Origin of the sequence: Anaerophaga thermohalophila DSM 12881, assembly GCF_000191885.1 — a bacterium.
In the GTDB taxonomy this organism is placed as follows: Bacteria; Bacteroidota; Bacteroidia; order Bacteroidales; family Marinilabiliaceae; genus Anaerophaga; species Anaerophaga thermohalophila.
Window position 1 is genome coordinate 1 of the sequence record NZ_AEWI01000044.1, and the last position, 25,604, is coordinate 25,604.

Below are 25,604 nucleotides of genomic sequence, written 5' to 3' on the forward strand. Positions count from 1 at the left end.
CTTTTCATCCGTATAAAATTAGTCTAAGTTATTGGTCGGATGGAACTCGCATGCAAGCATTTATATCTATTCTTGTTGTGGTATGCCTTGTCAGGTGCGTTTTATCTTACATCTTACCATCTTAAATCTAAAAATCTAATAATCTAATAATCTAACAATTGTTATATCTTTCCCTTTCAAATATATCCATTTATTTTATACATCAAAATACCTGCCCACTCTCTAAAAAGAACGCCCCATTGATCCATAACGTACGCTGACGGAATGATAAAATCCTTCCATTGCAAAGGTCTGACCCCGGTAAGCGGATCAGCAGGAAAAACATCGACCGTAAACCCCTGATTTTCGAAACATGCTCGGGCACGCGGAATATGAAAAGCCGAACTCACCAGGATAATCTCTTTGGACATTCCCGTATTGTTAAAAATCTTTGCCGTCTCCACCGCATTTTCATAAGTGTTGCGGGATACAGACTCGATAATTATCTGATCACTCAGCACATCAATATCATCCAGATAATTTTTCAGCAATTCGCCTTCCGGTTTTTGTTTATCGAAAAGTGTACCACGTCCGCCCGAAAGGATCAATGTATCGGCCTTACCGGTCTTTAACAGCCACAAACCCTGCCACAGACGGTCGGAACTTTGTGAAAAACGTGGCAACCCGTTAACGCTGTTTTCCGAAGCCATCCCCCCTAAAACAACAATTTTCCGGTAATTCGAATGAAGTTGAGAGGCCTTTTTCTGTGGTTCCTCCCATAATCCTGCAACCGAATGAAAAACGGCCCCGTTAGAAAATAAAAGTAAAAGAAGGAATGCGGCATAAAAAAATTGTCGCCTCATCCTGTTTTTCAGTAACAATGAGGCCACCAGCAAGATAACCACCCAAATTAAGGGCGAAAAGAAAACATTTAATATCCTGGATAATACGAAAAACATCCCGAAAACTTACTGTTCAAAAAGCACTCATCAACCTCCCCAAACACCTTGAGCCAACAGTTTTGCTGCCCATTGGTCACCCTGAAGAGGTTGAAGCACCGCACAAAAAGAGAAAACCACTCTCTGAGCTGGTAAAATTTAACGGATATTGATGCCTACACCGGCCGTCAGGACGGAATAGTCACCAACCGTATAATCGGCATGCAGAGCGAGGAATCCAAGACGGAGTCTGACCCCTGCATTGAAATCAAATCCGTTGGTTTTGTACCCGATGGTAAAAGGATCTGTCCAACTTTCACCCAGACTTGCTACTTCGTAGGTTCCGTTAATATCAAAATCGCTGTTGGTTGAGCCATATCCAACGCCCGTATAAAGGGCAACTACCGGAAAATTAGCTCCAACCAGCAATCTTGATGTAAATGCACCGGAAGAAACGGCCAGTTCACCATTTTCGACTGTCACGTATTCACTACCGGATATTCCGTATGTAGTATTAAAATCGGTATAACCGGCCAAAACGGACATCTGCAGAAAAGGAATCCTTTTTACAAACGGGATATAATCTTTCAAACTATGCTTCAATCCAAATCCCAGAACACTTACTTTTCCGGCATCTCCAAAACTCATCTTGGGAACAACCCGTGCCATAATCTCAGTATTAAACGGAAGACCGACGGCAGCCTGAAGCATAGGAATGGGTAATTTATCATTGCCTGATCCATTGGGCATCTTAAATGCGGCATATTCACCACCTTGTACATTAGGCTGTAATTCAGGCCTTGAGGACTCACTCATTTCACCAGCAACAGTTGGGGCAACACTATTCCCGGTTGCTGAAAAATTTTCCAGTCCCAAAGCATTAACATCAAAAGATGTGGCTGAAGATGGAGCTACCGCATTCATCACGCTAAAAGTAACATCAAAACCGCCAAACTTGTGCACCTTTGCATTATTGTACCACCCGGCATTAAGTGAAGTTCCCAGCATCTCACCATAAGGCTGAAGATAGGCTTTTGTTAAAATTTCTGCATCTCCCTTTCCTGCCTGAAAAAAATCTCTCAATGGTTCCTGGGAAAAGACGGAATGACTTACCATTAAGGCTAAAATTACCACTAAACTTTTTCTTAATGTCTTCATCTGATTCAAATTTGATTAAATTGAAAAATAAACCGCCCGTGATTCAGGTATTCTCGTGCGTTGTTCTACGTAATCGGAAAAATCCGGTTTCACGAAAGCCTTAATTTCTCCGAGTACTATTCGGACAAGCGTAACACAGTAAATGGTACTTTATGAACAGAAAATAATCGATGGAGACCCCATGGGTATAGGTATAGCCTATTTAGCTTTTTACGTAAAACGTTGCTGCGCCGGATTTATTTTTTTCTTCGCTATTAATATTTCTGATTGCTTCCAGCTGCCCTGTTTCTTTTACCTGAGTTCTCACAAAAATTTGGCCAGATATCATTTTCACATCTTCTGATTAATAAAATATGATATCTGTCTTTCCTGAAACCGGGATAAAACCTTAAAATTGCATTTCGTATCGGGCAAATATTGCATGCGAGCTGCATTCGGCCAATAACTTAAGTAAATTATATACGGATGAAACGAGCATGGCAAAGATTGTTATAAAATTGTTAGGAATGTTAGATTGTTAGGAATGTTAGGATTGTTAGCTAATGTAATAAAACTTATAACATTCTAACAACTAACAACTTTAACAATTCTAACAGTCGTAACAATTTATTAAATGTAAGATAAAACGGGCCTGACAAGGCATACCACAACAAGAACATGTATAAGTTCTTGCATGCGAGTTCCATCTGACCTTAATAAATAAATTTTATACGGATGAAAACAAACATTTTAACTTTGCTGCTGTTTATCGCATTTACAGCAACACATATATCATGTAAAAACGAAAATAATATGAATACTAACAACCCGTTACTACAACCATTCAACACACCACATCAGACGGCACCATTTGACAAAATTTCGGAGGAACATTTCATGCCGGCCTTCGAAAAAGCACTGGAAGAAGGAAGACGTGAGATAGCCGCCGTCATCAACAATGATGAAACACCAACTTTTGAGAACACCATAGAAGCATTGGAAAAGTCGGGGAAGCTGCTCGACCGCATCAGCAGTATTTTCTTCAATTTGAACTCGGCCGCAACCAACGAAAAAATACAAAGCATTGCCAGAGAAGTGTCACCAATGCTCTCGGAATATTCAAACGACATCTGGCTGAATGAAAAGCTCTTTGAGCGGGTCAGCACCGTCTATGAAAACGATCATGAGTCGGCCGCACTTAATGAAGAGCAGCATAAGCTTCTGGAAGATACCTACAGGGGCTTTACACGTCGCGGTGCTCGTCTCAGCGGGAAAGACAAAGAGAGATACCGCGAAATATCTGCAGAATTATCTAAGTTATCCCTGCAGTTTGGGGAAAATGTTTTGGCCGAAACCAATGATTTTAAACTTCACGTCACCAACGAAAAAGACCTTTCGGGACTTCCCGGCGATGTTATTGAAGCAGCGGCACAAAGGGCAAAACAAGACAATCAGGAAGGATGGATATTTACACTTCAATTCCCCAGTTATCTTCCTTTTATGAAATATGCCGATAATCGCGAACTACGCGAAAAAATGTTCAGGGCTTATACCTCCCGGGGTAATAAAGGGAACAAAAGAGACAACAACGAGATTATTAAAAGAACCGTTGCACTTCGGTTGGAACGTGCCAGATTGCTGGGCTATACCAATCACGCCGAATATGTTTTATCGGAACGCATGGCCAAATCACCCGAACGGGTCAATCAGTTTCTTCAGCAATTATTGGATGCATCGCTCCCGTTTGCCGAAAAGGACGTGAAGGCAGTCGAAGAATATGCCCGGAAGCTTGGTTTCAACGACACACTTCAGCGATGGGATTTTGCTTATTATTCCGAAAAACTGAAAACCGCAAGTTTCAACATAAGCGACGAAATGACAAAACCCTACTTCCAGCTTGAGAAAGTTAAGGAGGGCATATTTGATCTTACCCGTAAGCTATATGGTCTTACCTATAAGAGAAGTAAAGAAATTCCGGTTTATCACAAGGATGTAGAAGCCTACGAAGTTTTTGATAACGACGGCAGCTTCCTGGCTGTTCTTTATCTGGATTTCTTTCCACGTGAAAGTAAACAGGGTGGAGCCTGGATGACTTCTTATCTTGAGCAGCATGTGGAAAACGGCAAGGATGTTCGTCCGCACATTTCCGTGGTGACCAACTTTACACGCCCGACTGCATCCAAACCGGCATTGCTTACCTATAATGAAGTCACTACTTTTCTTCACGAGTTTGGACATGCCCTGCATGGTATGTTGAGCCGGGTTACCTACGAATCGATGGCAGGCACTTCTGTCTATCGTGATTTTGTTGAGTTGCCTTCTCAAATCATGGAGAACTGGGCCCGTCGGAAAGAATGGCTTCAGGATATTGCCACACACTACGAAACAGGAGAACCCATCCCCGGGGATATGGTGGATAAAATAATTGCTGCCGGTAATTTCCAGAGCGGCTACTCCACGGTTCGTCAATTGAGTTTCGGAATGAACGACATGGCCTGGCATACCATCGACAAGCCTGTCACCAAAGAAGTGGCTCAATTCGAAAAAGAAGCCATGAAACCAACCGAACTGTTTCCGGATGTAGAAGGAAGTTGCATGAGTACTGCCTTTGGCCACATTTTTGACGGCGGTTATGCCGCAGGCTACTACGGATATAAATGGGCTGAAGTGCTGGATGCCGATGCTTTTGAATTATTCAGGCAAAACGGTATATTTAACAAAGAAATTGCAAACTCATTCAGGAAAAACATCCTGGAAAAAGGTGGAACAAAAGACCCTATGGAACTTTATGTGGCATTCAGAGGTCAGGAACCATCCATTGAACCCTTGCTCGAACGTAGCGGACTAAAAAACTGAGACTGAAGCTGAGGCTAAGATTGAGGTTAAGGTTAAGGCTGAGGCTGAGGTTGAGGCTGAGGTTGAGGTTGAGAGTGCACCACAGATGGCACAGATTTACACAGATTATTTCAATAACCAATTCAAATGAGATTGAGGATGAGAATAAGGTTGAAAATGAGGTTGACACCCCAATACTTAATTCAGAACCCGAAACTCAAAACGCAAAACCCAGTCGCGCACCCCCTAACCCCCTAAAGGGGGAACGGTCAACCCGCTGAACACGAAACACGGAACTCGAAACACAAAACGCATAACCCTATCGCACACCCCCTAACCCCCTAAAGGGGGAACGGTCAGCCCGCAAAACCCAACCCCCCAATTCAGAACACAAAACACGGAACTCGGAACTCGGAACTCGAAATCCAGAACCCGCAAAACCCAAAACTCTGAACTCGAAACCCTGGAACCCAAAACCCTATCGCACACCCCCTGACCCCCTAAAGGGGGAACGGTCAGCCCGCAAAACCCAACCCCCCAATTCAGAACACGGAACACGAAACCCGAAACACTGTCGCGCACCCCCTGGCCCCCTAAAGGGGGAACGGTCAACCCGCATAACCCAACCCCCCAATTCAGAACACAAAACACGGAACTCGGAACTCGGAACTCGGAACCCAGAACCCGCAAAACCCAAAACTCTGAACTCGAAACCCTGGAACCCAAAACTCTGTCGCACACCCCCTGACCCCCTAAAGGGGGAACGGTCAACCCGCATAACCCAACCCCCCAATTCAGAACACGGAACACGAAACCCGGAACTCGGAACTCGGAAACCGAAATCCAGAACCCGGAAAACCCAAAACTCTGAACTCGAAACCCTGGAACCCGAAACCCTGTCGCACACCCCCTGACCCCCTAAAGGGGGAACGGTCAACCCGCATAACCCAACCCCCCAATTCAGAACACAAAACACGGAACTCGGAACTCGGAACTCGAAATCCAGAACCCGCAAAACCCAAAACTCTGAACTCGAAACCCTGGAACCCAAAACCCTATCGCACACCCCCTGACCCCCTAAAGGGGGAACGGTCAGCCCGCAAAACCCAACCCCCCAATTCAGAACACGGAACACGAAACCCGAAACACTGTCGCGCACCCCCTGGCCCCCTAAAGGGGGAACGGTCAACCCGCATAACCCAACCCCCCAATTCAGAACACGGAACACGAAACCCGGAACTCGGAACTCGGAAACCGAAATCCAGAACCCGCAAAACCCAAAACTCTGAACTCGAAACACGGAACCCGAAAACACGAAACTTGAAACCCGGTCGCGCACCCCCTGACCCCCTAAAGGGGGAAGCGCCAACCCGCAACCCGAAACTCGAAACCCGACAACAAATTAACAAAGTAACAAATGACCATTCACATTAAAAATATGGTTTGTCCACGCTGCATCATGGCAGTTGAAGGACTATTAACTGAAATGGGGCTGCATCCCGTTTCGGTCGAGCTTGGTGTGGCCGTAATTGAAGAAGAACTTTCGGAAGAAAGATTGAACGAACTGGATGAAAAGCTGGAAAAAATTGGTTTTGAACGCATAAAAGACCGTAACAAACAGCTTGTAGATAAAATAAAGACACTCGTAATTCAAAAAATACACCACGAAAACCTTCAACAGGGATTTAACTGGTCTAAGTGGCTGTCGGAACAGGTCAGTCACAACTATCGTTTCCTGAGTCACCTCTTTTCAGGAATCGAAGGGATTACCATCGAACAATTTATCATTAAACAGAAAATTGAAAAAATCAAAGAACTCATTGCCTACGGAGAAATGAATTTTTCCGAAATATCTTATACGCTCGGCTATAGCAGCCCGGCTCACATGTCTAACCAATTCAGAAAAATTACCGGTATGACCCCTGGCGACTTTAAAAAACTCAGGAAACCATTAAGAAATGACATAGATAAGTTGTAATTAGTGCCTGTCCATAAAGTACCGGTTGCAATGCCTGCGCGATATCATCCCAGACTAAAAAGATACATTTGACTTCTTACTTTCCATATTCACATCAAATTCCTGAATTCCCGTTTCCAGGAATCACTTCCATTAACAGACATTAACTTTTTAAATAAAACACCTTGTTTACGTCACTTTAATAAGGCTTATTTTTTTTGCAAACGTTACCGCAAACGTTTGCGGTAACGTTTGCAAAATTTTACATTATTTTTTTGATATTCAACTTGTTTCATTCGTTAAAAAATTTCTATTTTTATTCCTGCAATCTAAATTTAAAACCCCTACACATGTTTTAACAAAAAACCAAAATTCGTACATTATGAAAAAATCCTACTACACACAAAAATTGTTTTTAATCCTAATCCTGTTTTTCTTTTTAGCGCCTGTTAAATCACAAGTGCCCGCACAATGTACCGATGTGATGCTACAGGGCTTTGGTTGGGATACCTATTCCGAAAGCAGCTGGACTGCCTTAACAACCATGGCTCCTGAGATCGGTCAACACTTCGACCTTATATGGTTGCCCCCAAGCGGCAACGATCTGACCGATTATTCCATGGGATATCTTCCCGTTTTCTACTTCGATCAGAATAGTTCATTCGGAACGCAGGATGAACTAAAAACGCTTATCCAGACACTTAACGAAAACGGGGTCAAAGCCATTGCCGACATCGTCATCAACCATCGCAACGGAGTATCCAACTGGGTGGATTTTCCTGAAGAGACCTACAATGGTACAACCTATTCATGGGGACTTGAAGCCATCTGTCAAGGCGATGAGGTAAAGGATCAAAACCTGCCTTATGAACACATGCCCGCAGGAAACCCTGACACCGGAGAAAATTACGAAGCAGCCCGTGATGTGGACCACACCAATACGAATGTCCAAAACACCATCAAGGCCTACCTTGATTTTCTGAAAAATGAAATTGGCTACAACGGATGGCGCTATGACTTTGCTAAAGGTTATGCCGGAAGCTATAATGCAATATATAACAGTTCAGCAAACGCATATCTTTCGGTAGGTGAATACTGGGATGGCAACTATGACCTGGTTACTGGCTGGATTGATGCCACTAACGCCACTTCCGCAGCCTTTGATTTTCCTGCCAAGTATGCCCTCAACAATGCTTTTAACAACGGTTATAACCTGACTGAACTGACCTGGCTGCGCGGAACAGAGAATCAACCGGCCGGACTAATTCACAACGATTACTATAAAAAATATGCAATAACATTTGTGGACAATCATGACACCGGACGCCCTGATAATGCTTCCCGATTTTCCGGAAATGTTTTGGCCGCTTATGCATTTATCCTGTCAAGTCCCGGTATTCCATGTGTGTGGATGAACCACTGGACCGATCCCAGCTACCAAACAAAAATCAATGAACTCATCGCAGCCAGAAAACTGGCAGGGATTCACAGCGAAAGTAATGTTACAGTGAATCAAAACGCTCAGGACATTTATGTAGCCACGGTAACCGGAAACAATGGTTCGCTGATTGTAAAGATAGGGACTGCCTCTTACAATGCCCCGGCTGATTACACCCTACAGACTTTTGGAACCGATTATGCAGTATGGACAAAACCCGCGTCCCCACCGGCTCCTACAACCTCCATCACTATACAATTTTACAACAACAGCACTGCATGGACCAATGTAAATGTGCACGCATGGGACGATACCGGAGATATCACTGCCTGGCCCGGAGTAGCCATGACCGACGAAGAAAATAACTGGTACTCCTACACCTTTTCCAATGTTACAGGATACCTGAATGTCCTGTTCAACAATAATGGTACTGAACAAACCATCGATATTACAAATATTGAGGCGGATGCCTGCTTCAGTACATTGGATACCAAAAACGGAGATGGAAAATGGCCGCATATCCGGGTGAATTGTTCAGACGGGACTACCACAGAGCCCATTTCTGTTGCCTATCAAAACACTGAAGGCTGGTCTTCGGTAAACATTTATACCTGGGACGCTTACGGAACAGCGTTAACCGGCGACTGGCCGGGAACTCCAATTTCGGAATTCCAGGACGGATGGTTCCGCTATGACTTTGACCCTTCAGTAAAACACGTCAATGTCATCTTCAACAATGGATCCGGAGCTCAAACAGGAAACATCGAAGGCGTAACATCCACCACCTGTTATTCCGGTTCAACGCCCGAACAGGTGGAATGTCCATCTGCTATCACCTCCATAGCAAAAGAAGAAAAAGCCGGTACCCGACTGGAAATCTTTCCCAATCCGGTAAAAAACTTTGTTCAGATTGTTTGTTCACAACCAATTGAAAAGGTAACGATAGCTTCGATCAATGGAAGCATCACCGATATCTTTGAAGCCACCAATGGTCAGACAAAATTTGATGTCTCCTCTCTCACACCCGGACTCTATTTCCTTATCGTACGGGATATTACGGGCAAAGAAACCATCGGGCGTTTCATTAAACGATAATTCTCTTTTTCACTGCGTTCAAACCGCTCAACTTAGGTTGAATTAAAACACTGTTTGATTGACAGAAGCATAAGATGAGAAGGCTGTCCCAAAAGACAGCCTCTTCTTTATGCGACCAGCCTACCCGAGCGGTATAACCATTCAAATATCTTTACAGCCATTCCCTTGCAAGTTTTTCCGAAAATAATGTAAAAGATGCAACCGGCAACACCCTTATCTTTGCATAAAAGGAAAAACTTTATGTCGCAAAAAGAAATAACATACATAATCCCCATAACCACATCCGGCAGTAATATTCAGGAATCCGTTATTGCAAGGGCGTTTAAAGATATTGAAGATATCCACGAATGGAAGTGGGAACCGAATAATCAGCGCATCGTAGTACATGGTGCTAACGGAGAAACGCTTACACATGCTACCAAACATCTTAAAGACATCGGTATTGAACCGGTGATAAGCGAAAAAATTTTGCCGGTAGAAGGCATGTCGTGTGCAGCCTGTTCGGCAAGCGTAGAAAGCATATTGAATGCACAGCCAGGAGTATTGAATGCTTCTGTCAATCTGGCTCAAAACAACGTAAAAGTTTCCTGGGTTCCTGAAAACACGGGACTTCCGGAAATGAAAAATGCCATCCGTTCGATCGGCTACGATCTGATCATTGATGAAAAGAAGACCAGCGAAGAAGCCATGGAAGAAGCACGCCGGAAGAAAAGCCAGCAAACCCGCAAACGGCTGATTTGGGCTGGTACGCTCGCTTTTCCCGTTTTTCTGATTGGCATGTTCTTCCATAACATCCCTTACGCCAATTACATTATGTGGGCCCTGACCACACCGGTTCTTTTCGTCTTTGGCCGTCACTTTTTCATCAACGCTTTTAAACAGGCAAGGCACGGGGCTGCCAATATGGATACCCTGGTGGCTCTGAGTACCAGCATGGCTTACCTTTTCAGCAGTTTCAACATGCTTTTTCCCGGGGTCTGGACATCACAAGGTCTCGAAGCCCATGTCTACTTTGAAGCAGCTGCCGTAATTATTGTTTTCATCATGCTGGGCAAATGGCTGGAAGAACGCGCCAAAGAAGGAACCTCATCTGCCATTCGTAAGCTGATGGGACTCCGCCCCAAAACAGTGCTTAAATTGCAGGACGATGGCTCCTGGAAGGAAACAGACATACATTTAATAGAAAAGGGCGATGTGCTGAGGGTTAAGCCGGGCAATAAAATACCGGTTGACGGTGAAGTAACCGAAGGCTCGTCTTTTGTTGATGAAAGTGCAGTAACCGGGGAATCGATGCCCGTTGCAAAAACACCGGGGAAAAAGGTCTTCACCGGAACCATCAACCAGTCCGGCAGTTTTTCCATGAGCGCTGAAAAAGTAGGCAGTGAAACCATATTGGCTCAGATCATCAAAACAGTTCAGGATGCTCAGGCCACTAAAGCTCCGGTACAAAGAATGGTCGATAAAGTGGCATCCGTTTTTGTCCCAACAGTGATTGGCATTGCCATACTTACCTTTGTTGTCTGGATGCTGTTTGGAGGTACGGAATACCTTACCCAGGCATTGCTGGCAACCGTTTCGGTACTTGTCATTGCTTGTCCGTGTGCACTTGGACTGGCCACCCCGACTGCTATAATGGTGGGTGTTGGCAAAGGAGCCAATAGCGGTATTCTGATAAAAAACGCCGGCAGCCTCGAAAAAGCCCATAAAACCAATGCTGTTGTGCTTGACAAAACAGGCACAATTACTGTGGGTAAACCGGAAGTAACCAATTTTGAAATAATTAATTCCAACTTAAAAGAAGAAAAAATACGGGGAATGCTTCTGGCAACAGAAAGTCATTCTGAACATCCTCTGGCCGGTGCCATTGTCCGGTATATTGAAGAAACAGGTCGCTTTGAAAAATTTGAGGCGGACCATTTTCTCAATCATTCCGGTAATGGAATAAGTGCAACCATTGGCAATGATAAAATATTAATTGGCAATGAAATCCTCATGGTGAAAAACCATATAAAACTCCCTGAAACGCCGGGACAAAAAATAGGGAAATGGCAGGATGATGCAAAAACGGTTATCCTGATGGCTGTTAACGATGAGGCGGTAGCAATGGTTGCCATTGCCGACAAGATAAAGGAATCTTCCAGCGAAGCCGTCAGTCGTCTTCACAAACTTGGAATAGAAGTTTATATGCTTACCGGGGATAACCAACAAACTGCAAGAGCTGTAGCAAATGCCACAGGCATAAAACATTTTAAAGCTCAGGTAATGCCCGGTGAAAAAGCAGAATTTGTAAAAGAACTTCAGAAAACAAACAAAACGGTTGCCATGGTTGGCGATGGAATTAACGATTCTGAAGCGCTGGCATTGGCCGATCTGTCAATAGCCATGGGCAAAGGCGCCGATGTTGCTATGGATGTGGCCGCCATGACCATAACTTCATCCGACCTTTTAAAAGTACCCGAGGCCATCAAACTATCCGGAAAAACTGTAAAAACCATTAAACAAAACCTTTTCTGGGCATTCTTTTACAATGTTATTGCCATTCCCATAGCAGCTGGCGTACTTTTCCCCGTTTCGGGCTTCCTGCTGAATCCTATGATTGCAGGTGCAGCCATGGCATTCAGTTCCGTATCGGTCGTCAGCAACAGCCTGCGACTTAAAAAGGCGAAGATAAATGATTAAATAGATAGATTTAGAGGATAAGACTGAGGTTGAGGATAAGGTTGAGAATAGATTCTTCGCTTCGCTCAGAATGACAGACGGCATCAGTGTCATTCTGAGGAGGAACGACGAAGAATCTCTTTACTGGCCAAATGAGGTTGAGGATAAGGCTGAGGTTGAGATTCAGATTCAGATTCACCACAGATATCACAGATGAGCACAGATTTAACAGTAATCAAAAAAAATGATTAGATTTTTAGATATAAGAGGGTAGATTCTTCGCTTCGCTCAGAATGATACACAGCATCAGGAGGGTCATTCTGAGGAGGTAACGACGAAGAATCTCTTCAATTGACCATCAACCAGCATCCAGTAATAAATTGATTTATCAACAAATAAACAAAAATCAAACACCATGAAAACACTAAAATTCAAAACAAACATCAAGTGCAACGGCTGCATCAATGCCGTAACTCCTTTTCTGGACAAATCAAACAATATCAGCGACTGGAGCGTTGATTTAGAGAGCCCCGACCGGATTTTGACCATAAAGACCGAAGAAGGAGATGCTGACGAAGTAAAAGAGCTTCTTAATGAAGCCGGATATAAAGCCGAGGAGTTGGGAAACACTTAAGAGAGCGCCCCAAAAAGGCCGCTTAAAAAGTCCATTTTGCTCTGCGAATCTCTCCCGAAGGATCGGAACAATTTGTTGTGATGTGCCCGTCGCACGTCAGTGTAACTAATTAGCATCTGTCCATAAAGTACCATTTGCTGTGTTGCGTTTGCCGCCAGAATACTCATTATAGATTATTAGATTTTTAGATATAAGTAATTTAGTCATTAGTTTTTAGTCAGTAGCCAGTAGTGTGAATTATAAACACAACATACGGCTTTGCGTTTAAGCTTTTTTTACCAACCCCATGCAACACTACAGCTTGCCCGTATAAAGAAAGAATATTTACAGTGATGAAACGAGCATGACAAGTTTTGCCACAAAAGAACATGTATAATTAACCTTTAATCATCTAAGAAACCAAAAACAGTGAACAGATTCTTCGTCGTTACCTCCTCAGAATGACAAGAGGCTCTTTGTCATGCTGACGAAGGGGAAAATCTAAAAAAAGCAAACAGACTAAAATGTGATTTTTATTGATGTTAATAAAAAATAATTTGTGTTCATCTGCGTCAACTGTGGTGAACTCTCAACCTTAACTTCAATCTCAATCTCAACCTCAACCTCAACCTCAACCTTAATCTTAATCTCAACCTTAATCTCAACCTCAACCTTAGCAGTTTGTCATTCTGAGCGGAGCGAAGAATCTAATATCAATTAAAGTATGATAAGTTCCATCAGACCAATAACATAGACTAATTTTATACGGATGAAAACATTAATAACAATACTAACAATACTAACAACAGTAACAGCAACAAGCACTACTATGGCACAAAACGACAGCACCCGTTTGAATTTCAAACAGCTTACCCCGGAAGAAGAACAGGTCATTCTTCACAAAGGCACCGAAAGGCCTTTTAGCGGAAAGTATTACAACCATGATGAAAAGGGTATCTATACCTGCAAGCGTTGTGGAGCACATCTTTACCGAAGCAGTGATAAATTTGATGCACGGTGCGGCTGGCCAAGCTTTGACGATGAAATTGAAGGGGCTGTAAAGCGGCAACCCGATGCCGACGGCCGGCGCACCGAAATTGTTTGTGCACAGTGCGGCGCACACCTCGGACATGTATTCCTCGGCGAAGGTTTTACACCCAAGAATACCCGGCATTGTGTCAACAGTATATCAATGGATTTTATTCCAGCTACCCACTGAGCAACTGCAAAAAATCCGAAAAACTTAATAACAAATGCCCTGCTATGACTGCCTTTCTCAAAGGAAACATTAAATTTGCATCAAATGAGTACGGTATAAAAAGTATATTTTTGTCAAAATCAAAGCGTTTTAAATTTTTACAACAGAGTTAACTCGTTGTTAATGAGGATTCATCAGTATGAAATAAGTCTAAATTATTGGTCTGATGGAACTCGCATAATTGAGTTTTATACATGTTCTTTTGTGACAAACCTTGTCATGCTCGTTTCAAAAATTTAAAACAACAATGAGTCTGGTAACAAAGATGCTTTTCAGGCGTGGCTCATCAAATATAAAGGCGTAACAACATGGTTGTAGACTTATTCATTCCCTGTTTTATAGATCAGTTATACCCCGGTACCGGGTGGAATGTTGTAAAAATCCTTGAAAAAGCCGGTATAGAGGTTAATTATAATCCCCGGCAGACATGCTGTGGCCAGGCCACTTTCAACAGTGGGTATTGGGACGGATCAAGGAAATCGGCAGAAAAATTTCTGAAGGATTTTCCAAACGACCGTCCCATTGTTATTCCTGCTGCCTCGTGTGCCGGATATGTCCGCAATCATTACCCGGAATTGTTTAAAGAGCATCCTGATAAAAAAGAGGATGTTGACCGCGTATGCAAAAATGTGGTGGAGTTGACCGATTTTCTGGTTAATCACCTGAAAATTGAAAACTTTGAAGCCTGTTTCCCGCACAAAGTAACCTATCATGATGCCTGTTCGGCACTTCGCGAATATGGTATCAAAGACGAACCCCGTCGTCTGCTGTCAAACGTCGAGGGGCTGGAATTACGTGAATTACCCGACAATACCACTTGTTGCGGTTTTGGCGGAACTTTCATGGTGAAATATGTACCGGTGTCAACAGCTATGGTGGAACAAAAAGTTGAAAATGCACTCTCTACCGGCGCCGAATACATCGTTTCAACTGAGGCATCCTGCCTGTTGAATATCGAAAGTTATATCAAGAAAAATGAATTGCCCATAAAAACCATTCATATAGCAGACGTTCTGGCCAGATTTTGACCGATAAACGCGAAGGTGCAAAGTTTTTTGAAAAATATTTCCTCAGGGTTACCTCTATCGCATCTGCAGCTCATGTAACTTCTGATAGACACCTCTTTTTTCAATCAACTCATGATGATCCCCGGTTTCCACAATTTCACCATCATGAAATACATAGATGCAATCGGCATTACGGACAGTAGAAAGGCGGTGCGCAATAACGATTGAAGTACGGTTGGCCATCAGGTTTTCAAGCGCTTCCTGTACAAGCTTCTCCGACTCTGTGTCAAGGGCCGAAGTGGCCTCATCGAGGATAAGGATAGGGGGATTTTTCAAGACGGCCCTTGCTATGCTGATACGCTGCCTTTGTCCGCCCGACAAACGTCCCCCACGGTCGCCTGCGATGGTATCGTATCCATGTTCGGTCGCCATGATAAAGTCGTGTGCATTGGCCACCCTGGCAGCCTCTTCAACCTGTTCCGGCGTAGCATTTTCAACACCAAAAGCAATATTGTTAAAAATGGTATCATTAAAAAGAATGGCATCCTGATTTACATTTCCCATCAGATGGCGCAAATCATGAATTTTAAGATCGCGGATATCAATCCCGTCAATCAGGATAGCACCCTCGCTCACATCGTAAAACCTGGGAAGAAGGTCAACAAAAGTAGATTTACCGCTTCCTGACTGCCCCACCAGTGCAATGGTTTTTCCCTTGGGAATATAAAGTGAAATATTTTTGAGAACGGGTGTTTTGTTATACGCAAATGTTACATTACGATATTCGATTCCCTGTTTTAATTCATTGATTGGTTTGGCATTGGGCGACTCTTTTATTTTCACCTCGGCATTAAGAATCCCGTCAATCCGGTCAAAGGCCGCAAGTCCTTTCTGGATATTATACAATGCCTTGGAAAAGGCTTTAGCCGGGTTGATCACCTGGTAAAATATCCCGAGATAAGCCAGAAATTGCGCAGCATTAAGAGTGTCCGACTCAGTAAGAATCAGCGTACCGCCAAACCATACAAGAATAACCACCACTATGGTACCCAGGAATTCACTCATCGGATGTGCCAGATCTCTTCGGCGCATCAGACGGTTCATTATGCTGCGGTATTCCTCTATTTCCTCATTGAAACGGTGGTCCATCCGTTTTTCGGCATTAAAAGCTTTGATGATACGCAATCCGGAAAGTGTTTCCTCTATTATTCCCAGTAGATCGCCCATCTTATTCTGACCTTCACGCGACGTCTTTTTCAAACTCCTGCCCACCCGGCCAATGATGTATCCGGCCAATGGTAAAACAACAAAGACAAAAAGCGTGAGTTTTACGCTGAATATCAGCATGGCCGCCAGATAGACCATAATAAGCACCGGATTCTTAAGAAACATATCGAGCGACGACATGATGGAATTTTCAACTTCCTGAACATCACCGGTTGACCGGGCAATGATATCTCCTTTTTTTTCCTCACTGAAAAAACCGCTGTGCAAATTCAGTATTTTCCGGTATATCTGATATCTCAAATCACGTACAACACCATTCCTGATGCCAACACTGGTATAGGAGGCCAGATAGGCAAAACCGGTTTTCAGGAGGGTTCCGAAAACAAGAAATACCCCGACAAAAAGCAACGACCAACCGGGACCATAATTGTTCTTCAATTGCGTGATGTAGTAATATAAATTGTGCTTAAGATCATTAAAGTTGAGATTCCAGTCTGCCAATGCATAAACCTCACTTTGCTGCCCAAGAATAATCTCAAGCATCGGGATCATCAGTGCAACCGAAAAAACGGCAAACAGAGCCGAAAGGAGATTAAACAAAATATTAAAAACCAGCAGATGTTTATAGGGCGGCAAAAACCGCTTCATTATGAACCAGAAGTCTCGCATTAACAGATGTTTAGATGTTAGATATTTAGATGTTAGATATTTAGATTTAAGATATTTAGATTTAAGATGTTTAGATTTAAGATGTTAGATTTAAGATGTTAGATTTAAGATGCTTAGATTATTAGATTTTATGATGTCTGAACTTCAAAAACCCGTAAGAAAAATATCGTATTATCCCATTTCAGTAGTCTTGAAAAGAAGCTGTTCAAGCTCCGTAATCGCGCATATTACTAAAATAAATCGACACCGGTATAATTCCGTGGAGAAATCTTTTTGAGTTCATCTTTCACCCGCTCATCCACATCTAATGTGTCAACAAAACGGGAGATAGATTCTTCATTGATCACTTCATTGGTGCGCGTCAGGTCTTTTAATACTTCATAAGGATTGGCAAATCCTTCCCGTCGCAGGATGGTCTGTATAGCTTCGGCCACTACTGCCCAGTTGTTTTCCAGGTCCCGGTCTATGGCAGGTTTGTTGATTAAAAGCTTTCCCAGTCCTTTTTGTAACGACTGAATCGCCAACACCGTATGAGCCAGAGGAACACCAATGTTGCGTAAAACAGTACTGTCGGTTAAATCGCGCTGAAGCCTTGAAACCGGGAGTTTGGCGGCCAGATGTTCAAACAGCGCATTTGCCACCCCCAGATTTCCTTCCGCATTTTCAAAGTCTATCGGATTCACTTTGTGTGGCATGGCACTGGAACCCACTTCACCCTTCTTGATTTCCTGCTTAAAATACTCCATCATTATATATAACCAGAAGTCTCTGGCCAAATCAATAAGAATGGTATTGATGCGCTTGAAATTATCGAAAATGGCTGCCAAATTATCGTAATTGGATATTTGCGTGGTCACCTGCTCACGCTCCAGCTGAAGCTTTTCTCCGACAAAACGATTGGCAAAATCAACCCAATCCACCTGTGGATAGGCAGCCTTGTGTGCATTAAAATTACCGGTGGCACCGCCAAATTTAGCCGGACAAGGAATGTCTTTAAGCAAAATCAACTGTCGCTTAAGGCGTTCCACGAAAACGCGTACCTCTTTTCCCAGGCGTGTCGGAGAAGCAGGTTGACCATGCGTTCTGGCCAACATGGGGACATCCTTCCATTCATTGGAAAGCGCTTCGAGTTTAGCGATCAGTTCTTCCAGAAACGGATAATAAACACCGTGCACAGCATCGCGAAGAGAGGCAGGAATTGCTGTATTATTAATATCCTGTGAAGTAAGACCGAAATGTATAAACTCTTTAAATCCTTTCAATTCCAGACGATCGAATTGCTCTTTCAGGTAATATTCAACGGCTTTAACATCATGGTTGGTTACATTTTCTATTTCCTTAACACGTTCGGCATCCTCGAGCTGAAAGTTTCTGTAAATGGCACGCAATACATCGAACTTACCATGATCAAAATTTTTCAACTGTTCCAGCGGCTCCTCACAAAGGGCAATGAAATATTCCACTTCCACCATTACCCTGTAACGAATAAGAGCATACTCGGAAAAATAGAGGGCAAGGCCGTCCACTTTCGAACGGTATCGGCCGTCGATGGGAGATATTGCTGTAAGCAAATGCAGGTCTGTCATAGTTGTCTTCCTTTTCGCCGCCACAAAGGTAGGAAAAAATGATTATTGAGTCTGTTACTGCAATAGCTATTTTGTCAATATCGGCTAAATATTATTTTGGGGTGCAAGGAGTTTTGTCTGTTTCTATTCCACGCCAAGAACGCGAAATTAAAGAAGCGCTAAAATCGCGAAGAAAAGATTTCAAAGTCTTTCACGTGGAAAATTTTATCAAGTGCCAGTTGCAATGCCTGCCCCGATGATATCGGGGGCAGGCATTCTAAATGACACTTTTGAACAGACCCATTATTAAGTAAGAAACTTTCCCGACTTTACAGACGAGCACTAAGTCTATTACATCTTCTGCCTTTTGCCTGACAAACTTCTGCCTGTAGCTCATACCTTATATCTAAAAATTCAACGATCTATCACTAAGAACAAATATTCTTTCCCTGGTTTTGAGCATCTCCAAAAAAATTCCATATTTTTATTTAAACTGAATTATTCATAAGTTTTCGTGATGAGATGGAAAAAAGCAAGCAAATGAAACGAGCATGACAAAGATAGCCTTAATAGATTATCAGATTTTTAGATATAAGTAATTTAGTCAGTAGTTTTTAGTCAGTAGCCAGTAGTGTGGATTATAAACACAACAAACGTCTTTGCGTTTTAGCTTTTTTACCAACCCCTGCAACACCATAGTTTGCCCGTATAAAGAAAAAATATTTATAGTGATGAAACGAGCATGACAAGGTTTGTCACAAAAGGACATGTATAAAACACAATCATGCGAGTTCCATCAGGCCAATAACTTAGATTAATTTTATACTGATGAAAACCATTCCGGTAATACTTTTGACATTACTTTTTCCCTTTTGTACCAGAGGAGAGACAAGTTTCACCGACATTGTGTTACTTAACTCATACCATCCTACCTTCAAATGGACGGCTGATATTACCAGTGGGGTGCTGGAGGAGTTTTCAGATGCCGGCAAGTACAGGGTATTTGTCGAATATATGGACTCAAAACGGTTTCAGAACAAGGCATACATCGAACAATTACGTGAAGTTTATCAGCACAAATATTCATCGGCCGAAATAGACGGTATCATAATCAGTGACAACAACGCTTTTGACTTTTTCCTCCGTTATGGCGACAGGATTTGGGGTGATGTTCCCGTTGCTTTTTGCGGAAACAACAATATCAGGAATTACAAAATCGATACCACACGATTCAAAGGTATTAATGAGCACATCAATATCGACAGCACTTTGCATCTCATTAAGCAACTGCACCCAAACCTCGACGAGTTGATTGTAATCTCTGACTCAACAGTCTCGGGGAAAATATTCAGCAATCAGTTTATCGAAACGGTTACAACCAAACACCCCGACTTAAAATACAGAATGCTGAGAGCTAAATCACCGGAACAACTGACTTTTGAACTGAAAAATATATGTTCCGACCACAAAGTTATTTACTTATTGAGTTTGTACATCCAACGTAACGGAATCCCGCGTGAAATGATTCAGGAATCCGGACTTTTTCATAATAACTGCCGGGCCCCGATATATAGCAACTGGGATTTTCTGTTTGGCGACTTCATTGTAGGAGGTGTGGTTGTAAGAGGATGCGACCAGGGGCGTGAAGCAGCCCGGATCATGAAAAAAATGCTACAAGGCAATGCAAACATGCCATGGCTGACCCCTTCTCCCGAAAAACTGATGCTGGACTACCGCCAGCTCAATAAAAACGGTATCAACTACTCGGCACTGACCCCCAAAGCTATCCTGCTCAATAAGCCCGAGAACCCCTTCGAACGGTTTCAGCAGGAACTGATCATCGTTACGTCTATTCTTGCCTTTCTTCTGATCATTATCCTGATACTTCTGCGCGTCATCAGCCAGAAAAGAAAAGCGGAAAAGCAGTTGATGCAAAGTGAGAACCGTCTGGAAATGGCTCTTGAAGGTGCCAATGAGGGGCTATGGGATGTTGATTTTTTAACCGGAGATGTATTTCTGAGTCAACGATTTGCACAATTATTAAAATACAATAACCCCAACGAAATCGGTTTTAACACATCAACATACGCAACGCTTTTTCATCACAACGACCAGCAACAGGTTTGCGAAACGTTTCAAATGCATAAAAACGGGCATGCTCAAATGTTTCATTGTGAGGCAAGATTGCGTACAAAACCCGGTGATTATATCTGGTTTTTAATACACGGTAAAATTACAGAACGCGATGAAAGTCAGAACCCCCTGCGAATGGTTGGTACCATCACTGAAATCCAGTCGCAGAAAGAGTTTGAACAACAGCTGAAAGAAGCCAAGGAGAAAGCGGAAGAAAGTGACCGGCTGAAATCTGCTTTTCTCGCCAATATGAGCCATGAAATAAGAACGCCCATGAATGCCATACTGGGATTTACCGAACTAATGGCCACTGAAGCATCCCCCCAAAATGATAACCGAACATATCTGGAAATGATAAAAAACAGCGGAGAGAACCTGCTGAACATCATCAATGACATCATTGACATCTCCAAAATTGAATCGGGTCAATTACAGATTAAAAAGGAAACTTTCGATCTTCATAACCTGCTCGGGAATATCAGGAATATTTGTATCAACCTGATGCAACAGAAAAAGAAAAGCGGCATAGAATTCATGGTTAAGTACGGCATCGATGATGACAACTTCTTTATTAATGCCGACCCTTACCGGCTTCAGCAAATTCTTTTGAATCTTTTAACCAATGCGATAAAATTCACCGAAAAAGGTTACATACAGATACAATACAGCATTAAAGACCAAAAAACACTGATGTTTGAAGTGAAAGACACCGGTCAGGGCATTGACCCAAAACATAAAAATATTATTTTTGAACGTTTCAGACAGGTGGATGAAAGCTCTGTAAAAAGATTTGGCGGTACGGGACTGGGACTGGCCATCACCAAAAGCCTGATAACAATGATGAAAGGACAGATATGGTTTGAATCGAAACCGGGACAAGGCTCAACTTTTTTCTTTACCCTGCCCTGCGAATTTAAAACACTAAAAGCCGGCGTACATTTTTGAGAGGAAGGGAGCCACTTTTCTGAACAGACACTTCTAACAAGCGAATTTGTCCAAGCATCGAAACCGAACGAGCAATTTAACATTCTAACAACCTGACAATTTAACCCCCTGACATCCTGACAACCCAACAACACCCAACGACATAACAACCATGCAAATCTTCTACGAACCCGAAATACTAACCAACGGAGGTCTTCTCAACGAAGAAGAGTCACACCACTGTATAAAAGTTCTTCGTCATAACAAGGGAGATACCATTCACGTCATCAACGGGAAAGGGGTGCGTGCCATCGGCACAATAACAGAGGCTACGGCAAAAGCGTGTCGCATCAGAATTGAAAATACGGAAATTGAGAATGAACCCGAAGGAAAATGCCATATTGCCATTGCACCGACAAAGAGCATTGACAGATTTGAATGGTTTCTGGAAAAGAGCACCGAACTGGGTATCGACAAAATAACGCCGCTCTTGTGCCATCAGTCGGAACGAAAACACATCAGATTGCAACGGCTTGAAAGAGTGCTGACGGCTGCCACTAAACAATCGCTGCGCCTTTGGAAACCGGAAATAACCGAATTAACGAACATTCAGGATTTCCTGAATTCTGCTCTGCCCGAACCACTGAAATACATTGCTTATTGCGATAACCAGGAAGCGCAGCAATATCTGCCCGACCTTTTGAAAAACAGGAAAGACAGCGACGGTGTTTTGATTCTTATCGGACCTGAGGGAGATTTTTCTGAAAGCGAAGTTTTGTTGGCAAAAGAGAAGGGGTTTATTCCCGTTTCACTGGGAAAAAACAGACTAAGAACCGAAACAGCAGGAATTGCTGCTTGCCTGTTTGTTAAGATGAGGGAAGAACGTCAAAGATAATCCTGAAGTGTGTGACTCCCCAGATAATCTTTGATTTGACGGGATACCCGAAGAGAAAGATCACCCAATAAACACTCACCAAAGGGACAAACATCTCTGTTCAGCGGGCAGGTCTGGACTGCCAGTGGCCCTTCAATGGCCTCGTAAATATCAAGAAGCGTGATTTCTCCGGGTAATTTCTTCAAAACAAACCCCCCGGAAGGCCCACGGTTCGATGACACAAATCCGGCTTTTGATAATCGCTGCATTATTTTAGCAACATGATGACGTGAACTGCCAATAAAATCCGAAATTTTACTCACGTTCAGCACCACATCCGACCGGGCTATCAACACCATACCGTGGAGTCCTATTGAAGCGGCTTCGGTTAGAGCGATAATATTTGACATTGCTTTTATGCTTTAAGGTATTGTCTCAGATCAAGACTGTCCCCGCTCCAAAAAAATCTTTCAGCAGCAGGATCACGACCCAAAAGTAAAAAAATAAAAACAACCCGTAACCACAAAACAGATGTTTCCGGAATACGGGTTGCTAAAATAAAATATCTGTCCATTGCGCTTGTCAGTGTCTGTCCATAAAGCACCATTTGCTGTGTTACGCTTGTCGCCAAAAATATTCATCCCGCGGTAGATTTTGTAAGGCTTTTTAAATAAAAAACCAACAAAAAACACATTCGGGACTTCGTTTTGGCGACTGTGCAGGCCTTGCAACCGGCACTTTCTGAACAGACACATGATTTGTTGCAACTTTTCCCGACTATACAGACGGGCAATTGTTAACGTTCAAGCTCCAGTGTCTTCGATGGCAGGTCGCACACTTCTTTGGGTCCAAAATACTGAATGGGGCCCGGATAAACATACCTGGTATTCATAGCCCAGTCTTCACGATTGTCCGCAAATTTCCCAAACGGCTTGCCATCAAGTTTCACAAGGGCTTTCCGGATAACCGGCTTCATGGCACCATGACGACGTTCCATATTCATCATGCTTGTAATGGGAACGCCTCCGGCAATCCACTCATCGGCAGGTGCTTTAAGGTTGCGAACGGCAGCCATATAACCGGTTTTCCCTTCAGCAATCAGAATAGCGGCAGTATTCCCGAGAGAATAAGTATAATCGGCATCAAAATTAGTCGGGGCTGCACATCTGCCTTCATATCCGAAAAAGTGGGCCTGACCTTTAAACTTACCGTTGAATTTCCCTTCCTTTTTGAGTTTTTTCACTTTGGTTTTCACCATGTCGATCAAAAGTTTTTCGGTCTCAATCATTGAAACCTGAACGTTTCCGTGCGGGTCACGGTCCAACAGGAGCTGATTGGCAAAACTGCCGGGAAGATGGGTGAACACCTCTGCCGATTCTTTGGAAAGTTTCGCAGCAACAAAGTCGCGGCGTTCCTTATTACTTTCCAGCGCGTTAACTTCCGATTCATACTTTGCCAAAAGGTCGTTCAATTCACTAATCAACGATTTCATGGCTGGAATGAATTCAACCAGGCCTTCGGGTATCAGTACCGACCCGAAATTATCCCCATTTTCGGCACGTTTAACGACCACTTCGACAATCTGATCGACCACGTCATCAAGGGTCATGTTTTTAGCTTCAACCTCTTCGGATATAATGGCAATGTTGGGTTGTGTCTGAAGCGCGCATTCCAGTGCAATATGCGAAGCCGAACGTCCCATCAGCTTTATGAAGTGATAGTATTTCCTGGCCGAATTGGCATCACGCTGAATATTCCCGATAAGCTCGCTGTAAACTTTACAGGCGGTGTCAAAACCAAAGGAAGTCTCAATCATTTCGGTCTTCAGATCCCCGTCAATGGTCTTGGGAACACCAATAACCTGAATACCCGCGCCTTTTGCAACAAAATACTCGGCCAGTACCGCTGCATTGGTGTTCGAATCATCACCACCAATAATTACCAGAGCATTGATGCCCAGTTTCTTACAATTTTCAAGCGCTTTGTCAAACTGGGCTTCTTCTTCAAGCTTGGTTCTTCCTGAACCGATGATGTCGAAGCCTCCGGTATTCCGGTAATGAGCAATAATATCTGAAGTCAGTTCCTTATATTCGTTATCGATAAGACCGCTGGGGCCACCCAGGAAGCCATACAGCTTACTGTCGTCGTTGAGTCTTTTCAGTCCGTCGAAAAGTCCGGAAATCACATTGTGCCCACCCGGAGCCTGTCCACCTGACAGAATGACTCCCACCTTTTGAGCCGGGTATTTTTTCTCACTGCCGTCGGTCTCGAACGACAACAGGGGTAACCCGTATGTGTTGGGAAACATCTTTTCAATATCGGACTGGTCTGCAACCGATTGGGTCTTTCTTCCTTCAACAATTTTTACACTGCCCTTTAGTGCGGCAGGAACTTTGGGAACATACTTTTCCCTCGCGATTTGGAGTGGACTTTTTATCATATTACAAAATGGTTTATTGAATTTTTTATTGTACTAATTTTGTTGTATTTCTTAGCAAAATATGTATAAATGGCTGCGCCATTTGTACTTTGGATAACCGAATTGCGCGAATTAACGCGAATTTAGTCGCATCTATGATGCGACAATCATTCGTGTCATTGACAACATCATAATTGATTTTTTAAGGTGTTCTTGAACTCCTTCCAGTCGTTTCATCCGTATAAAATTTGTTTATTAAGGTCGGATGGAACTCGCATGCAAGGGTTTATACATGTTCTTTTGTGACAAACTTTGTCATGCTCGTTTCATCCGTATAAAATTTGTTTATTAAGGTCGGATGGAACTCGCATACAAGAACTTATACATATTCTGATTGAGGCAAACGTAGTCATGCTCGTTTCGTTGACGACAAAAAATAATTGCATAGCAATTAACTAATCCGAGACAAATTATGACTTTAGCTTTTTACCTGTTTTTGGCTCAGGCTTGTCCAGGCCAGACTAATATTATTAACAAATAGGAAGTAAACTGTCCTTTTTTCTTTTCAACTCTGCAACTTCCTGATTTTCCAGTTGCAAATTTGAAAATATTTTCTCAGAATAGAAAAAATCGGTGCCTAAAAATGATAAAGTAGGCAGTAGGCAGTAGGCAATAGGCATTAGGCAGCAGGCAGTAGGCAATAGGCAGTAGGCAGTAGGCATTAGGCAGTAGGCAATAGGCAGTAGGCATTAGGCAGTAGGCAGTAGGCAATAGGCAGTAGGCAGTAGGCAGTAGGCAGTAGTTACTTGTGAATTCAATTTTTCTACTACAGTTCTGTCGCCGCTCCGCGGCTGTTGTAACCAATGAGCTGATGAATG

Annotated in this window: 15 protein-coding genes; 9 read left to right on the top strand and 6 right to left on the bottom strand. The window is 43.1% G+C overall.

From position 1 onward, the window contains the following. Nucleotides 1-176: 176 nt before the first annotated feature. A complete protein-coding gene (locus ATH1_RS0112605; RefSeq protein ID WP_245531790.1) occupies nucleotides 177-842 on the bottom strand; it encodes a YdcF family protein in 666 nt (221 codons plus the stop codon). A 234-nt stretch (nucleotides 843-1,076) separates the two neighbouring features. After that, complete coding sequence (locus tag ATH1_RS0112610; protein WP_010422392.1) at nucleotides 1,077-2,075, bottom strand: DUF6588 family protein; 999 nt, start codon at nucleotides 2,073-2,075, stop codon at nucleotides 1,077-1,079. Nucleotides 2,076-2,867: 792 nt separating this feature from the next. Between ATH1_RS0112610 and ATH1_RS0112620 the strand changes: the two genes are divergently transcribed. The 7 genes from ATH1_RS0112620 (at nucleotide 2,868) to ATH1_RS0112660 (ending at nucleotide 14,936) form a co-directional block, all read left to right on the top strand. Beyond that, nucleotides 2,868-4,910 (top strand): M3 family metallopeptidase, encoded by a 2,043-nt coding sequence (locus ATH1_RS0112620; protein WP_044115258.1) that lies wholly within the window; start codon nucleotides 2,868-2,870, stop codon nucleotides 4,908-4,910. Between the two features lie 1,396 nt (nucleotides 4,911-6,306). Further along, a complete protein-coding gene (locus ATH1_RS0112630; RefSeq protein ID WP_010422404.1) occupies nucleotides 6,307-6,867 on the top strand; it encodes an AraC family transcriptional regulator in 561 nt (186 codons plus the stop codon). Nucleotides 6,868-7,228: 361 nt separating this feature from the next. After that, the gene (locus tag ATH1_RS0112635; RefSeq protein WP_010422408.1) at nucleotides 7,229-9,379 is read left to right on the top strand and encodes a starch-binding protein; all 2,151 of its coding nucleotides are present in this window, start codon (nucleotides 7,229-7,231) and stop codon (nucleotides 9,377-9,379) included. A gap of 240 nt (nucleotides 9,380-9,619) precedes the next feature. Beyond that, entirely contained in the window at nucleotides 9,620-12,058 is a 2,439-nt protein-coding gene (locus tag ATH1_RS0112640) for a heavy metal translocating P-type ATPase (protein WP_010422411.1), read from the top strand. A 394-nt stretch (nucleotides 12,059-12,452) separates the two neighbouring features. Then, entirely contained in the window at nucleotides 12,453-12,671 is a 219-nt protein-coding gene (locus ATH1_RS0112645; protein ID WP_010422415.1) for a heavy-metal-associated domain-containing protein, read from the top strand. Nucleotides 12,672-13,419: 748 nt separating this feature from the next. Next, entirely contained in the window at nucleotides 13,420-13,869 is a 450-nt protein-coding gene (locus ATH1_RS0112655; protein ID WP_029164114.1) for a methionine-R-sulfoxide reductase, read from the top strand. A 347-nt stretch (nucleotides 13,870-14,216) separates the two neighbouring features. Then, the gene (locus tag ATH1_RS0112660) at nucleotides 14,217-14,936 is read left to right on the top strand and encodes a (Fe-S)-binding protein (RefSeq protein ID WP_010422420.1); all 720 of its coding nucleotides are present in this window, start codon (nucleotides 14,217-14,219) and stop codon (nucleotides 14,934-14,936) included. A gap of 54 nt (nucleotides 14,937-14,990) precedes the next feature. On the opposite strand, the gene ATH1_RS0112665 is transcribed toward ATH1_RS0112660, so the two are convergent. Continuing rightward, nucleotides 14,991-16,811: an ABC transporter ATP-binding protein gene (locus ATH1_RS0112665; RefSeq protein WP_010422422.1), complete on the bottom strand. Its 1,821-nt coding sequence runs from the start codon at nucleotides 16,809-16,811 to the stop codon at nucleotides 14,991-14,993. Nucleotides 16,812-17,041: 230 nt separating this feature from the next. Continuing rightward, complete coding sequence (gene purB, locus ATH1_RS0112670; RefSeq protein ID WP_010422424.1) at nucleotides 17,042-18,397, bottom strand: adenylosuccinate lyase; 1,356 nt, start codon at nucleotides 18,395-18,397, stop codon at nucleotides 17,042-17,044. 807 nt (nucleotides 18,398-19,204) lie between these two features. Between purB and ATH1_RS0112675 the strand changes: the two genes are divergently transcribed. Together ATH1_RS0112675 and ATH1_RS0112680 are read left to right on the top strand one after the other, a co-directional pair. Continuing rightward, nucleotides 19,205-21,454 (top strand): sensor histidine kinase, encoded by a 2,250-nt coding sequence (locus ATH1_RS0112675; RefSeq protein ID WP_010422428.1) that lies wholly within the window; start codon nucleotides 19,205-19,207, stop codon nucleotides 21,452-21,454. Between the two features lie 151 nt (nucleotides 21,455-21,605). Then, entirely contained in the window at nucleotides 21,606-22,328 is a 723-nt protein-coding gene (locus tag ATH1_RS0112680) for a 16S rRNA (uracil(1498)-N(3))-methyltransferase (RefSeq protein WP_010422430.1), read from the top strand. Here the strand turns inward: ATH1_RS0112680 and ATH1_RS0112685 are convergent. Both ATH1_RS0112685 and ATH1_RS0112695 read right to left on the bottom strand, forming a co-directional pair. Further along, nucleotides 22,319-22,717, bottom strand: a complete 399-nt coding sequence (locus ATH1_RS0112685) for an RrF2 family transcriptional regulator (protein ID WP_010422432.1) — start codon at nucleotides 22,715-22,717, stop codon at nucleotides 22,319-22,321. The two genes, ATH1_RS0112680 and ATH1_RS0112685, sit on opposite strands and share 10 nt — an antisense overlap. A gap of 386 nt (nucleotides 22,718-23,103) precedes the next feature. After that, complete coding sequence (locus ATH1_RS0112695) at nucleotides 23,104-24,747, bottom strand: diphosphate--fructose-6-phosphate 1-phosphotransferase (protein WP_010422435.1); 1,644 nt, start codon at nucleotides 24,745-24,747, stop codon at nucleotides 23,104-23,106. Between the last annotated feature and the right edge of the window lie 857 nt (nucleotides 24,748-25,604).

Excerpts from the sequence above, each read along its gene's own strand:
- ATH1_RS0112605 (WP_245531790.1), bottom strand. The coding sequence starts at position 842 with ATGAGGCGACAATTTTTTTATGCCGCATTCCTTCTTTTACTTTTATTT.
- ATH1_RS0112610 (WP_010422392.1), bottom strand. The coding sequence starts at position 2,075 with ATGAAGACATTAAGAAAAAGTTTAGTGGTAATTTTAGCCTTAATGGTA.
- ATH1_RS0112620 (WP_044115258.1), top strand. The coding sequence starts at position 2,868 with ATGAATACTAACAACCCGTTACTACAACCATTCAACACACCACATCAG.
- ATH1_RS0112630 (WP_010422404.1), top strand. The coding sequence starts at position 6,307 with ATGACCATTCACATTAAAAATATGGTTTGTCCACGCTGCATCATGGCA.
- ATH1_RS0112635 (WP_010422408.1), top strand. The coding sequence starts at position 7,229 with ATGAAAAAATCCTACTACACACAAAAATTGTTTTTAATCCTAATCCTG.
- ATH1_RS0112640 (WP_010422411.1), top strand. The coding sequence starts at position 9,620 with ATGTCGCAAAAAGAAATAACATACATAATCCCCATAACCACATCCGGC.
- ATH1_RS0112645 (WP_010422415.1), top strand. The coding sequence starts at position 12,453 with ATGAAAACACTAAAATTCAAAACAAACATCAAGTGCAACGGCTGCATC.
- ATH1_RS0112655 (WP_029164114.1), top strand. The coding sequence starts at position 13,420 with ATGAAAACATTAATAACAATACTAACAATACTAACAACAGTAACAGCA.
- ATH1_RS0112660 (WP_010422420.1), top strand. The coding sequence starts at position 14,217 with ATGGTTGTAGACTTATTCATTCCCTGTTTTATAGATCAGTTATACCCC.
- ATH1_RS0112665 (WP_010422422.1), bottom strand. The coding sequence starts at position 16,811 with ATGCGAGACTTCTGGTTCATAATGAAGCGGTTTTTGCCGCCCTATAAA.
- purB (WP_010422424.1), bottom strand. The coding sequence starts at position 18,397 with ATGACAGACCTGCATTTGCTTACAGCAATATCTCCCATCGACGGCCGA.
- ATH1_RS0112675 (WP_010422428.1), top strand. The coding sequence starts at position 19,205 with ATGAAAACCATTCCGGTAATACTTTTGACATTACTTTTTCCCTTTTGT.
- ATH1_RS0112680 (WP_010422430.1), top strand. The coding sequence starts at position 21,606 with ATGCAAATCTTCTACGAACCCGAAATACTAACCAACGGAGGTCTTCTC.
- ATH1_RS0112685 (WP_010422432.1), bottom strand. The coding sequence starts at position 22,717 with ATGTCAAATATTATCGCTCTAACCGAAGCCGCTTCAATAGGACTCCAC.
- ATH1_RS0112695 (WP_010422435.1), bottom strand. The coding sequence starts at position 24,747 with ATGATAAAAAGTCCACTCCAAATCGCGAGGGAAAAGTATGTTCCCAAA.